General features: G+C 52.0%; 10 protein-coding genes. 5 read left to right on the plus strand and 5 right to left on the minus strand.

Annotated elements, in window-relative coordinates:
* The first annotated feature begins 164 nt into the window (after positions 1-164).
* Genes Q8902_03465 through Q8902_03485 form a run of 5 tightly spaced genes read left to right on the plus strand, consistent with a single transcriptional unit; the run spans position 165 to position 5,030 of the window.
* Entirely contained in the window at positions 165-1,112 is a 948-nt protein-coding gene (locus tag Q8902_03465; protein ID MDP4198611.1) for a 4Fe-4S dicluster domain-containing protein, read from the plus strand.
* Positions 1,113-1,144: 32 nt separating this feature from the next.
* Positions 1,145-2,572: an NrfD/PsrC family molybdoenzyme membrane anchor subunit gene (gene nrfD, locus Q8902_03470; protein ID MDP4198612.1), complete on the plus strand. Its 1,428-nt coding sequence runs from the start codon at positions 1,145-1,147 to the stop codon at positions 2,570-2,572.
* Positions 2,569-3,201, plus strand: coding sequence for a hypothetical protein (locus Q8902_03475; protein MDP4198613.1), 633 nt, complete (start codon positions 2,569-2,571; stop codon positions 3,199-3,201). Before nrfD ends, Q8902_03475 begins: the two co-directional genes overlap by 4 nt.
* On the plus strand, positions 3,191-3,622 hold the full coding sequence (locus Q8902_03480) for a cytochrome c (protein ID MDP4198614.1): 432 nt from the start codon (positions 3,191-3,193) through the stop codon (positions 3,620-3,622). The genes Q8902_03475 and Q8902_03480 overlap by 11 nt, the downstream gene beginning before the upstream one ends.
* A gap of 40 nt (positions 3,623-3,662) precedes the next feature.
* On the plus strand, positions 3,663-5,030 hold the full coding sequence (locus Q8902_03485; protein ID MDP4198615.1) for a hypothetical protein: 1,368 nt from the start codon (positions 3,663-3,665) through the stop codon (positions 5,028-5,030).
* Between the two features lie 171 nt (positions 5,031-5,201).
* On the opposite strand, the gene Q8902_03490 is transcribed toward Q8902_03485, so the two are convergent.
* From Q8902_03490 to Q8902_03510, 5 genes are all read right to left on the minus strand, one after another.
* Positions 5,202-5,585, minus strand: coding sequence for a response regulator (locus Q8902_03490; GenBank protein ID MDP4198616.1), 384 nt, complete (start codon positions 5,583-5,585; stop codon positions 5,202-5,204).
* 295 nt (positions 5,586-5,880) lie between these two features.
* Entirely contained in the window at positions 5,881-8,226 is a 2,346-nt protein-coding gene (locus Q8902_03495; GenBank protein ID MDP4198617.1) for a hypothetical protein, read from the minus strand.
* Positions 8,227-8,235: 9 nt separating this feature from the next.
* Positions 8,236-9,264 carry a DmsE family decaheme c-type cytochrome gene (locus Q8902_03500; protein MDP4198618.1) on the minus strand — a complete coding sequence of 343 codons (1,029 nt, stop codon included), beginning with the start codon at positions 9,262-9,264 and terminating at the stop codon, positions 8,236-8,238.
* 654 nt (positions 9,265-9,918) lie between these two features.
* Complete coding sequence (locus Q8902_03505; GenBank protein MDP4198619.1) at positions 9,919-12,246, minus strand: hypothetical protein; 2,328 nt, start codon at positions 12,244-12,246, stop codon at positions 9,919-9,921.
* A gap of 13 nt (positions 12,247-12,259) precedes the next feature.
* The gene (locus tag Q8902_03510) at positions 12,260-13,264 is read right to left on the minus strand and encodes a DmsE family decaheme c-type cytochrome (GenBank protein MDP4198620.1); all 1,005 of its coding nucleotides are present in this window, start codon (positions 13,262-13,264) and stop codon (positions 12,260-12,262) included.
* Positions 13,265-13,760: the final 496 nt, after the last annotated feature.

Genomic DNA, 13,760 nt, shown 5'->3' on the forward strand with positions numbered 1-13,760 from the left:
GTAAGAAATCCTTACGATTTCGACTTGTGCAAAACTTGATAAAGAGCCAATTTAGAACTATGGATGATTGGAACAGTGGTTGTGCCGGTGCGCCCCAAGAAACCTATTGAAGTTGGTTGACTCCCAGTTTCGAAGCCAACGTGAGGTTGTGAATATCTAATCAAATGGAAGAGGAAAAGAAGTCCAATCGAAGGAAGTTTTTGCAGCTTACCGTCGTGAGCGGAGCCGCAATCGCAACAGGTGCTGGATTGCGAAATGCCTTCTCCGAACCCAATTCAGAGTTGGCGAAATCACAGAATGCGGGTGAAAGCGTGCATGCATTAACGGCCAGTGGAGATCTGGTCCAAGTGGATACAGCACACGCACGCGCCGTCGTGCATCACCCTGTCACCAATGACGAGGCGCGTACTGGAATCGCTGGCAAACGCTTCGTCATGGTCATCGATTTGGCGAAGTGCGATGGTTGCAAGAAGTGTACGGTAGCATGTCAAAAGATGCACTTCACCCCGAAGGACCGCGAGTGGATGAAGGTCTTTGAGATGCAGGACTCCGAAACGACGCCATCGTATTGGATGCCGAAACCATGCTTCCACTGTGATAATCCTCCTTGTACGAAAGTCTGCCCTGTCAATGCTACGTTCAAACGTCAGGACGGTATTGTCCTGATCGATAATGAACGATGCATCGGTTGCCGATTTTGCATGGCTGCATGCCCATATAGCTCGCGTTTCTTCAATTGGGAGCGCCCCGTGGAGACCCCCGAAATGGCACTAACCCCTTACTCCCCGGAACAAGGTTACCCACGCCGGGTCGGTACCGTTGAGAAGTGCGATTTTTGCCCGGATATGATTCGACAGGGCAAGATGCCAGGATGCATCTCGGCCTGTGCAATGAAGGCTCTATACTTCGGCGACGAGAACGAAGATGCTGTCACGAACTCGGACGGTGAAACGGTCCGGTTGAGTACTCTTCTCGAGCAGAACGCGGGGTACCGCTACATGGAAGATCTCGGTACGAAGCCGCGTGTGTATTATTTGCCACCAAAGAACCGACGGTATCCCAAGCCCGATCTCGATCACGCAGCAAGCGGACATGCTGCTGTGAAGAGCTGACGCAAGTTCTGACGATCAATCTAATATCCCTAATGGAAATTACACCTGTCGAGAAAATTCGTGCTGATTTTCTGAGGCCGATCACGCCTGGAAATTTCGGCAAAACCAGCCGTTACTGGGTTATTGGCCTCACCCTCCTGCTCTGCTGGGGCATATTTGCATACATCTATCAACTCCGCACCGGCCTTGAGGCGACCGCGATGCGCAACTACGTGTCGTGGGGTCTTTACATCTCCACGTTCGTCTTCTTTATCGGGATCAGCCACTCGGGAACGCTGGTGTCGGCGATTCTTCGAATCACCAATCAGGAGTGGCGCCGTCCAATCACGCGCTCCGCGGAGTTGCTGACTGCCGTCGCCCTGATGTTCGGTGGCATCATGCCCATCATTGACATGGGCCGCCCCGACCGCGTGGCGAACATGGTCATTTTTGGCCGAGTGCAATCGCCGCTCCTCTGGGATATTATGTGCATTACCACCTACCTGACCGGCAGTCTGCTGTTTCTGTATTTGCCGATGATACCCGATATCGCACTGTGCAAAGAACGATTTGCGAAGACCGGGTCAACATTTCGATTGTGGGTCTATGACAAACTCGCAATGGGGTGGAAGGATACTCCCGAAAACTGGCGGAGGCTTGAGCGTGCAATGCGCGTCATGACTGTGATGATTATTCCAATCGCAGTGTCAGTCCACACAGTCGTCTCATACATTTTTGCGATGACCTTGCGCGCTGGATGGAATAGTACCATCTTTGGTCCATATTTCGTGATCGGCGCACTCTATTCCGGATCGGCCGGGGTAATCCTGACGATGTCTGCATTCCGCCGAATCTATCACCTTGAGGAGTACATAACTCCGCGCCATTTCGATCTGATGAGCAAGATCGTGCTCTCGCTCACAATGATTTATGCATACTTTAATTTGAACGAGTACTGGGTACCAGCATACAAAATGGAGTCGCACGATGGCATTCTATTGAGCGATCTGTTCTCAGGCGGATGGTCCACGGTCTTCTGGATTCTGCAATTTGGTACCGTGCTGCTGCCAATTGTCATTCTTGCGATTCCACGAGGTCGTAAGCCAGTGGGAGCGACAATCGCATGTATTATTATCGTCGCGGGTGCGTGGGTCAAGCGGTATGTCATCGTTATTCCGACACTGTTGCATCCTTTCCTTCCGATTCAGAATGTACCCGCCTCCTGGTCATCATACTTCCCGAATTGGGTCGAGTTCTCAGTCACCGGCGGCGCGCTGGCCGGGATATTCTTAGTCATCACACTCTTCTCAAAGTTCTTCCCGATCGCGTCGATCTGGGAGGTCGAAGAAGGGGTGCACCTGGCAAAGAAGGGCTTGGTCATTCCTGGTATCAATACTCAAAACGGTGCGGATGATAGATCATCCGCTGACCATTCGAATCACAAACCTATACCGGCAGTCCAGGAGGCATTCGCAAAATGAGAAAAATCCGACGCTCCCTTGTATTGTCCGTTGCGTGCCTGATCGCGTGTTCCATCATCGCCGTCCATCCGGCAACCGGACAAATGTGCCCGATGGATTCTACTCCTTCGAATGCTGGAGGGATCGACACGAGCAATCCACATCAGGCGAAGCTTACACTGAACGTGCGAGATGGTGATTCCACCTGGATCGTAACCGCTACACTCATCGCGCTTGATTCGACCGGAAAGATGGGTCCGATCGGTAGCACTCCTGTGAATATTCTGGCCAAGCGATTATTCGGTCTGATGCCCGTCTCGGATGAGAGCCCGGGAACCACGGATGCCGCCGGCAACGTGGATATTGCATTCCCGAAAGATATTCCCGGCAATGCACAAGGAGTGCTTACACTCATTGCACGTGTCGATGATAACGATCGGACGGGTGCCATTGAGTCGCGGATTGTTGGTCCCTGGGGCAGGCCGGTCGCGCAAGTTGCGGATCCCTTCCCTCGAGCACTTTGGGAGCCGCGAGCGCCGATCGCGATGATTATCACATTTTGCATTCTCTTCGGCGGCGTGTGGACGACCTATGGATTTATCTTGACTCAACTTGTCAACATCAAAAAAGGAAAACACGATGAAGCCTAATTTTAGCTGGACACGGCTCTCGGCAGTGCTTGCCGTCAGCGCGACTTTTGCAATTACAGCCGGACTTGGTAATGCATTTACACCGGGCGGCAGCGGTCCGAAGTGGATGGCTCCCACAGCGGCCAGCGGAAAGAAGAATCCTGTTGCCAGTAATGCCGCGTCGATCAGTACTGGAAAAAAGATTTTCGGTAAAGAATGCGAGTCATGTCATGGCAAGACGGGAATCGGCAACGGACCGAAAGCAGCTGAGTTATCCAAAGTCCCCGGAAACCTGACGACCCATGAGTTCCAAAGCCAGAGCGATGGAGCGATCTTTTGGAAGATTACCAAAGGCAATAAGCCAATGCCGACATTCGCGACCGCATACTCTGAGGAGGAGCGTTGGAGTGTCGTGAATTATTTGCGGACGCTCGGCAAATGATCTGATTGTAGTTCATTCGTCAAACTAACTAACAACTACTATGATATCTTCGAAGAAGCGTCTCTGGATGCTTGGTCATCCATTGATACTCGCTAGCGTGCTTGGCGCTGCCTTGCTTTCCCCATCGCAGTCCTATGGTATTCCCGCCTTTGCTCGGAAATATCAAATGGAATGTACCATGTGTCACGAGCCTGTTCCTCGATTAAACGAATTCGGCTACAAGTTTCGCGCGGCAGGTTTCCGATTGCCATCAGAGATCGGCAAAGGAGAAGCCTCGGACGATTACAGCAATTATATTGCCGCGCGAGTCGTGGTTTCGGGGACCTATCAAAGCACGGTCGGTAGTGATAATAACACCGGCGTCAATACGACCGCCCTCAATAATATTAACTTCGGCCCCGCAGCGATCTATCCCTTGTGCGGTGCCTTCGGTGGACACATTTCGGCATTCTCCGAATTCGAATTCACGCCAGGTGAAGGTATCGACATTGATAATGCATTCTTGAGGTTTACCTTCGGTGACACGGCGAGTTTCTGGTCCTTCCGGGTGGGAATATTCCATCCGATCGAAGGCTACGGGGCATCGGATGCGGACGCAATGCTCGGCGCTTCGAGTCAACTGTTTCCAAATTCCCCCGCAACAACGCTTGTCGGCGGAAGTCCCACCTCATCCCTCTACTCGATCACGGCCGCGGAGACCGGAATCGAAGCTGGATGGAATGCTGATCGGCTTTCCGTGCGTGCCGGAATATTCAATGGCGGTTATGCGGATGGCTCACCGTTGGAATTCCAGTCAGCCGTTGGTGGCAGCTTGAGCAAACCAATGGGTACACCGTCATACAATGCCAAGGAATATCGTCTGTTTGCGAATTACATGCTTGACGAACATGGTGGCAGCATCGCGGCGTATGGGTTCACTGGAAGTATTGATCTGCCGAACCCGGCGACTTCGGTTGCGAGCGATCCGGCAGCCATGTTTCCCGACCGATATAATCGTTATGGTGTGTTCGCCACATCACCCACGTTCTCTGGGCTCAAGCTTCTGATGGGGCTGGGCTTGGGGACAGACCAAGAGTGGATTTCGGATCCGGCAATCCTTCCATTCAGTGGCAAGGTTGCGGATTCGACTTCATCGAGCATGGGCTATTTCGGAGAACTCGATTATCGGCTCGATAAGGATTGGTCCTTTGGTGGCCGATACGATTTCTTTGATCCCATGACCGGGACCAACTATCAGAACAATGAGGTCAATGCCATTTCTGTATTTGCGAACTTTTGCGCGAACAATGGATTGGTCGTTGCAGCTGAGTTGATGCGTCAAACCACGCTAGAGGGAGTTGATTCCAAGAATGACCCCCTCAAACAAAATGATTATAGCGCAACGATAAGAGCGTTCTTCATTTGGTAGAAGATTAGCAAGTCCCCAGCTGAATGCTTGGAAGGCCCGAATGCAATCGATGCATTCGGGCCTTTCATTTTGTATTACGCTCTACTTTTTGATTTTGCGCCGTGCAAGTTGGCGGCCGGATCAGTAACTCCGGATTCATGTGCTTACCGGCAGCGGTCCGTTCTCCGGAGATTAATCGGGGAGAGATCTTAACCAGACTCTGGAAGCGCCGGCCGCGATGGCCTGTTCTTCAACTTCCACTTCTGGCGGACATGCCGCGAGAACAATCTGGCTGAGCGGCTGAGCGTTGTGAAGCCGCTCGATCACGTGCATGGCATCTTCACCGCGCAGGGAATAATCAATGATGATCATTTGTGGAGCCTCTTCCCATGCAATTGCCAGCGCATCTCGAAGCGTCGATGACGAGAATACTTCATATCCGCGTTCGACAAAGTGCCTGGCAAGTAAGGCCCGCAACTCATCAAAATCTTCAAGGATTAGGAGAACGTGCCTTGGCTCAGTGGCTGCCTGTGCGATTGCCGAGGACCGGCGCATCCGTTGACTAGTCCAGTCCATGATTGCCATGTTTGCCAGACTGGAGGGTTGCAGGTCAGGCCCCAAAGGAGATGCTTCAGATTCCGAGTGTTGGCGCATAACCTGTTTCCCCGTATGAGAGTGAGTGAAGTAGAATCAACGTACCTGCAATATAGGAGCGTTGTAACCGAACAGTCCTGCTCTTCTCGCAAGATCTTGTATCGGACCAGAGCATAATCGAAGTGATCTTACGATCCAGAGTCGGAAGGGACGCCATGACCGGCGTCCCTTCGACTACTGGAAGGAGGGACGATTGCTCGTCATCCCTCCATGTTCGTTAGAACTTAAGTGCGAAACCTCCCCGGATCAAGTTGCCCGCGAAGTTATTGACCGCCCAGAAGTTTGCTTCGTGATCTTCCTTGTATGCGACATGTTGGAAGTCCACGTTCACCCCGATATTGGGAGTGACATCGTAGGCTGCCGCAACATGGATATTCTGCATGGAGTATGGACCTCCGAAGTGAGTGGAATCACCAACAATGCCGGGTGCCACTGCGACGAAGGTTGACGGCTCACCGGTCGATCGGGTCAGTGCAAGACCACCTTCAAGATGGAGGGCTGCGACTGGCTCCCATGTCAGCGAGCAATCAAGATACCGGTCAATGGTGTTCTGTGACACGAGCACCGTCATCGAGTCGATATAACCGGGGTAATTGGTCGGCACAATGTTGCCACGCGTCCAGGTTGTTGGGATTGAGTACTTGTTTTCCTTGTACTGTCCGCTGACCTGGAAGCCCAGCTTGATCTCCTTGAAGAAGTATCCGAACGATGCGGTGATCGACGAATTGTCGTTCGTGTAATCGAGTTCGGGAAGATTCACCGCGTGCGCGGCGGATGTCCATGGAATGCTAACCGCATTGAATGTAGACGTGCCATTGACGCCCGCATACCGCACGGCGAGATTCATTCTTTCGATGGGCTGGTAGCTAATACCGCCGCTGATGTTCAGAATCTTCTCCGGAGCGGTGCGGATTGGCATGTCAGTCGAGTTGCCGACGGAATCCTTTATACTCCGAGTTGTCTGGCTCAGCCGTGCATCGAGCCGAAGTTGGCTCATTGGGCGGAGATTGATGGCCACGTATGGAGTGATCGCCGAGATCTCTCGAGAGAGGACCTGGTCACGCGCGTCCTCCACCGTAATATCCGGTTTACGGTCCATGTATTTAACGCCGGCCTTAATTCCGAGCGATCCGAAGCCTTCGATCATGGGAGTGTAGCTTAGGAACCCATCGATCGTCTGCTGTGGGATCTTATAGGTATTCGAAAGCTCACCAGTACCTGTCGCCGTGATTGGCTTGAGTACCTTGGTCCCGGTATCGGCTGTGATCGTCACGTCATGGCTGGCATGAACATCCTCGTTGATGTTGGACATGCTGAAGGTCGCCGTAGCTGAAAGCGCCTCCATGAGTTTGCCAGATAAAGCCACGTTTGCGGTCAGGCTATTCCAGTCCATCTTATCTGCGAGCCCGCTGAAGGTCGCGCTGTACGCCGCTTTCACTTTGTCGAAGTTGGTCGGCGCGCCGGTTAGCGTGTCGTACGTGATGGTGGCGCCTGTTCTGGCGATACCATTCATATCGTAAGTCACCGTTGGCTTTGAGGTCGAGCTTTCATAGCGGAGGTCCGCAGTGACGGTCATCTCGTCAACTGGCTTTGTCACACCCTGAAAGTATACGAACGGTCCACTGGACTCGCGGTGGTCAGTATAATTCAGGCCCAGCAGCGGCTCGAATGGAGTCTGCCGATAAGCGTAGTTCTTACCAACGACGGGCGAGCTGTAGCCGCGAATGCCAGAAAATGCGTTCGCGATATTCCCACCATAGGTCAGGGCCGTGTCGCTGACGATCGTCGGCGAGAATTCCTGTGTAAAGGAGCGGAGACCGCCGCCAAGGGCAATCGAACTCGCTGCTGGTAGCTTGTATGTCAGGCCAGCGGAGAACTCGGTCGTCTTGTCGTTCTTCGGCACATTGATCCAGTAGAAATCGCCGCGGTAGATTCCGCCGACATAACTTCCGATCAATGTCTCACCGTCTTCGATGAAGGGTGACATCGTTGTCGTCATGTCTCCACTTCTGGAAATGGAGTTGAGCTTCAGGTTGACTTTCAAGTCTTCGGTTGCATTGATATCGAGCGAGGCATCAAGAAGATCCCTCGTCATATCATACTTATGAAGACCCGTGAAAATGGAATCGTCACGATTCAGGAAGTACTTCGCTTGTCGAAAGTCAACCTTCAAGTCGTAGGAGTTGAAAGCCCGCATGCGGAGCGATCCCGTCGTGAACGGATCGTTGATGCCGGATGCGGTGACGAACATTTCGTCAAAGAATCCATCGGCGCCTTTGCGTTCGCCATAGAGATCGAATGAATTGAGGTTGATCCCCGAACGCTGGTTATACATTTCGTAGAACCGGTTGGTGGCCCAATCGCTCTTGTTGCCGTCGAAGTCGGTGACGTCGGTATTGCGATAACCGGCAGTCAATCCGAGGTTGAATACGTATGGCCCGGACTCGAAGCTCGGTGTGGTCTGGCCTTCCTGGGCATTCACCGGGAAGGTGACAGCCAGTGCAAAGAGCAGGGTGAGCGCGAGCGTGGCGATCATGGAATTGTGTTTTGTCATGTATTTCATACTCGCCTCCTATTGAATAAAGTACTGATTGCGGTTCGAGCCGTGAATCTCAGAGTGGCATCGAGTGCAGTCACCCGTGGTCTGCAAACTGAGTCCTGCGCGGCTATGCGGAGTCCCGGTCCCCAAGGTGGCCCCGTTCGCATTCATTTCGCGAGTGTGACAGCTCATGCATAGTTGCCGTGGGTCTCGGTTCTTCAGCATGTTGCGGGCGCCAGAGCCATGCTGTTCGTGGCAGGCGGTGCACCCATCGACAGAAGAAGCATTATGCTCATAGATGAATGGGCCCTTTTTGTCCTGATGGCACGAAACACACAGTGCTTTGCCTTCCGCGCGAAGCTGATGTTCATTGGTCGAGCCATGCGGATTATGGCAACTCGTGCAGTTCATCACGCCCTCTTTCATACGATGATGTGTGACTTTCGCAAAGTCGGCTTCGGTCGCCTTATGACAGGAGAAACAAAGCTCTGTTTGCGTGCCGCGGATCATCGCGCTCTTGCCTTCGCTGTTCATCAACGTCTTCTGTTCTTTGGACGGATGCACATCGTGGCAGGTCACGCAGGAGACACCGGCGCGAGCGTGTTCGCTAAGCCCAGCGTGTTCTTGTTCGCCTGTTTTCTCGTGACACTTGAGGCACGTCTCCGAAAGCTTCTGCGGAGTGAGCTTTGCGGTGCTGACGATCGTCCCTTCTGCACCCTTGGACTCCACATGCTTGGTGACATCGCCGTGGCACTGCTCGCATGCCATACCGTGCTGCCATGACTTGGAGTGCGTCGTTCGATTGAACGCTGCAACTTCATCATCATGACAATCGGCACACGCATCCGGACCGTACGTGGTGGTCGCAACGATCGGGGTCGTTCGGGAATTACTCCGTCCGGCCGCAGTCGCGGTGCGGTTACACGCGCCCGAGCTGGCGCTCGTCGGTGCACTCGCAGTGATTGCTGCGGCTGGGGCGGGTCGTCTTGGAGCATTGTCAAATGCACCGAAGAGAAACACCACCCCCGTCGCTGTTATGAGGTAATAGAGTAGTTTCTTCATGAGGTTAGGCCTGAAATAAGTGAATACACTTGGACCGTAAACTTTTCAAACTATCGTTAAAGAACTTGTCGGGAGAACTCGAAGTATCATCGAATCATGGGCTGGAGTTCATTGAGTAACTGAGCCATCACCAATTTTTACACGGCAAGCTTGTGCCATGAAGATCGCTTCATAAAATTGGGGCCTTTTGGTGGGCAGCCTGAAGTATTCAGGGACGACTAGCGTAAAATTCTTCTCGTTCAGTAAAAGAATCTTAGCTAATCTATCTTATCTTGTGGACGTAGATTCGGAAGAATCATTAGAATGCTCGATCTGAGCCGCGAATTATTTGATTTTATGGAAGCTATTTTGCCGTAAGGTTATCAAAATGTTCAACGACAAACTTTACGATGCCTCAAAGAAGCGTAATAATATTACGTCAGCCATTCGATGACGGCGAGCTTGGGCTGCGTTCCAATGAGAGGGTATTCCCAATCTTCTACTGAGTTGATCTCCATCGAAGCGGCAGAGATGCAGGCTTGATGATTTCCTGAACATTGATCGCAGTAGATTGGCGCATCCAATTGCGACATTCAAAAACAGGAAGGGACGCCATTGCTGGCGTCCCTTCATTGGATTATTGGTATCGAAGCTTAGTCCGAGGCCAACGAGTCGTTAAAACTTAAGAGAGAACCCACCTCGCAGGAGGCTGCCTTTGAAGTTGTTCAAGCCATAGTAGTCACCGACCTGATCTTCCTTATAATAGACCAGTTGGTAATCGGCCATAATGCCGACGTTTGGTGTGACATCATATGAGGCCTGCGCATGCGCCGTATAAGAGGAATACGGCCCCCCGTAGCGCGTCAGGTCCGGATATGCGCCCTTATTGTTCGGAGTTGCCTGGCCATTCCATGGCACCGCAACACCAGCATACATAAGAACTCCGCCAGTCGAGGACATCAACGAATAGCCAGCCTCGACATGTAACGCTTCGATCGGATTGGCTCGGAGCGTTAAATCAAGATACCGGTCAATCGTATTCTGGGAGATCGGTGTGGTGCCCGAATCACCGTAAAACGCCTGATCGGCAAGGGTGGTCGCCCCGGACTTCCCACGGCCCCAGGTAATCGGAATTTCGTACACATTGTCGCGGTATTCGCCACTTACGAATAGCGAGACTGTTTTGCCAAAGGAATAGCCAACGGATCCCGAAATCGATTTTCGGTCGTTGGTATAAGGACGGTCTGTCAGATTAATCAACCGCTGAACTTCACCGCCGATTGGAATGGTCATGGCGGGGAAGGTTGAGCTTCCGTTGGTTGCGCTGTATCGGAGACTTGTGCTCATGTGCGTGATCGGTTGCGCCTGGATACCAACCGAATAGTCATCAATCGACTTGGCGACTACTCGAATGGGCATATTGACATCAGCTCCGGATGCGTCGGTAGCCTTGTTTGTTGTGTGTCCATATCGCCCGTCAATACGAACCTCTTTCACCGGCCGCAAATTGAAATTGAAATACGGCGTCATCGAGGTTGTTTTCTCCGACAGGAATGCACTCAGTTCCTCATCCGGAATTGCAGTAAAGGGCTGCATGCTCAGTGTGACATCAGGAGTGATGGAGCTGAAGCGAACGCCTGCTTTCATCGAGAGCATCTCAATGGGAGCATAGTTGACGAATCCTTCATAATCCTGCCGTGTGGTAGAATAGCTGGTCGTCGTGACACGCCCTGCAGTATCCGGCAACACAGTAGTGTTTAGAATCATGGAATAACCGTAGTTCGCAGTTCCATCTTCCTTTGTCTGTGTCGTCTGATACCGTCCTGTAATGGACAGGTCATCATTGATGTGGCCGGTCACATTCAAGGATCCAGTCAGCGTCGAGCGCGACAAGTCTATGCCCTGAGTGTTGATTCCGAAGAAGTACGAGGAGTCAACCGGAAGTCCCTTGACGAGTGCTCCTGCGGTGGCTGTCTGTGCTTCAACGATCGATGGATTCTCCGTCGTCTTCTCGTAGCGGACATTCGCCGTCACATCGATCTCATCGATCGGCCGCGAGACGCCTTCGAAGAAGAAATAGGGCGTCTTACTGTCGCGGTTCTCAGAGTACGAATATCCCGTCATTGGCTGGAAGTTCGAAGAGTTCAGCGATAGAAGCGTTGTTTGTCCCTGGATTCCGGAAAAGCCATTCACAAGCCCACCTGGCCGGTAGAATGTCAATGATGTATCATTAACCCGAGAGCCATCGAGCGTCTGAGTGAATGACCGAATGCCGCCGCCGATCACCAGCGAAGTCATTGAAGGAAGTTTCAACGAAATCGATCCGAGGAAATCATTGGTCTTATCATTCCGGGGAACGCTTACCCAATAAAGGTTGGATTCATTGATGTTCTTATACCCATCGTTGAATGGATTATGCGTGAATGTGGCATCGCCATCGCGACCAGTCGAGTTGTACTGGACATTGACTTTGACATTCTCCGCTGCATCCACATCAAGTGAGGCATTGAAGAAATTACGCGTGAAGTCGAATTTATGCAAGCCCGAGAAGATCGAGTCATTGCGATTTAGATAGTACTTCGCGGACGTATAATCAACCTTTAGATCGTAGGAATTGAACGCTCGCATCCGGAGAGACCCTTTGGTGAATGGGTCATTAATTCCACTGGCGGTCACATATAGTTCGTCGAAGAACCCTTCGGCGCCTTTGCGTTCGCCATAAAGATTGAACGAGTTCAAGTTGATGCCCTTCTGCAGATTGTACGACTCATTATACCGAGCCTCCGCAAACGGGTTCGCGTTACCCTCAGCATCGGTCAGCGTGGCACTCCGATAGCCGGCTGTCAGACCGAAGTTGAAGACGTAATTGCCCGCATCGATTCCTTCCGATGGCGGTGTGATTACGGGTGGTTTTTGTGCGCGGACAGAACTGGCTGTTAATAAGAGAACAACCAGTGTGCATGCACTCCTCCAAAGGGGGTGTTGCTTGAAAAATGGTGTCATAGTGAGTGTTCTCCTAGTTAATAAAGTACTTGTTTCGATTCGAGCCATGGATCTCCATGTGACATCGGGTGCAATCGCCTTCCGTGGCAAGGCTGAGATTTGCACGACCGTGTGGTGGCGAGATTCCAACGTCCTGACTATGACAGCTCTCGCAGAGTGCGCGGACATCTCTTACCTTCAGCATATTGCGAGCCGCGGATCCGTGGTTTTCATGGCAGGCCATGCAACCATCATTGCCCATGGCGTTATGTTCGTAGACGAACGGCCCACGCTTATCCTGATGGCAGTTGACGCAAAGCGTCTTCGTATCAGCCCGCAACTGATGGGGCTTATCGGCTCCGTGTGGGTTGTGGCAGCTGGTGCAGTTCATGGCGCCTTCGATCACCTTATGGTGCGATGGTTTCGAAAGATCTGCTTCAACGCTGGGGTGACAGGAAAGGCAGAGTTCCGCCTGCGTTCCGCGAATCATCGCGCTCTTGCCAACCGTATTCATCGTGCTCTTCTGTTCTTTCGAAGGATGAACGTCGTGGCATGTAACGCAAGCGACGCCCGCTCTGGCATGTTCGCTGATGCGGATATGGCTTTGCTCGCCCGTCTTTTCATGACACTTTAAGCAGGTCTCACTGAGCTTCTGCGGCGTCAGATTTGCGGGATTGACAATCGTCCCTTCCGCGCCTTTGGACTCCACGTGCTTTGTTACGTCACCGTGACATTGCTCGCACGCCATACCGTGCTGCCACGATTTGGAGTGTGTCGTTCGATTGAACGCCGCGACTTCATCGTCATGGCAATCAGCGCAAGCGTCCGGCCCGTAGGTGGATTTTGCGACAATCGGAGTGGAACTGGCTGTGCTCGTCGTAGCAATACCGGAGGCCCGCATGCAGGCTCCCGAGTTCACGCTGGTCGCAGCACCTCCGGCAACCGGCGTAGGTGTGGGTCTATTCGGCGCGCTGTCAAACGCGCTGAAGAGAAGCACCACCCCCGTCGCTGTGAGGAGATAATAGAGTAGTTTCTTCATTTAGATTGCGGATGGAATTAGTAAATAGAGATTGGACCCACGCTGCGCGCAATCGAGGATGATCGCCTCGGCAGAGAGAACTCTCGTTCCTGATTCGGCCGGGACAACTTCTCATTCGGCATGCATGATCCAACGCATGTCCGCCGTGGCTTCAAGGTGAATGCCGTGAAGAGAAGTTAACTAAATTCGCCCATAGGAAGGAATTTGCTAATTGGAGGCCGAATTCTTTACGGAAGTAAAACTTACGATTGGTAAATAATTTTCCTCCCATGACCGGAATCTCATGTTGAATCGGAATTGCGTAAGAAGCTTACACGCTCTTCATCAACTAGTTTTTATGTGAACAAAGAATTATCGAGAGTCGCGACAAAGTTCATCAAGCGTTAAATAACTTTACGTGAAAAGAGTAGTTGAAGGAAATCTTGATGGTGGCATAAAGCAAACGATAATATTCTTTACTATCTCCTCCAAAGCGGTTTCGGGCTCGAAATGCCTT

Source organism: Bacteroidota bacterium (assembly GCA_030706745.1).
In the GTDB taxonomy this organism is placed as follows: Bacteria; Bacteroidota; Ignavibacteria; order Palsa-1295; family Palsa-1295; genus PALSA-1295.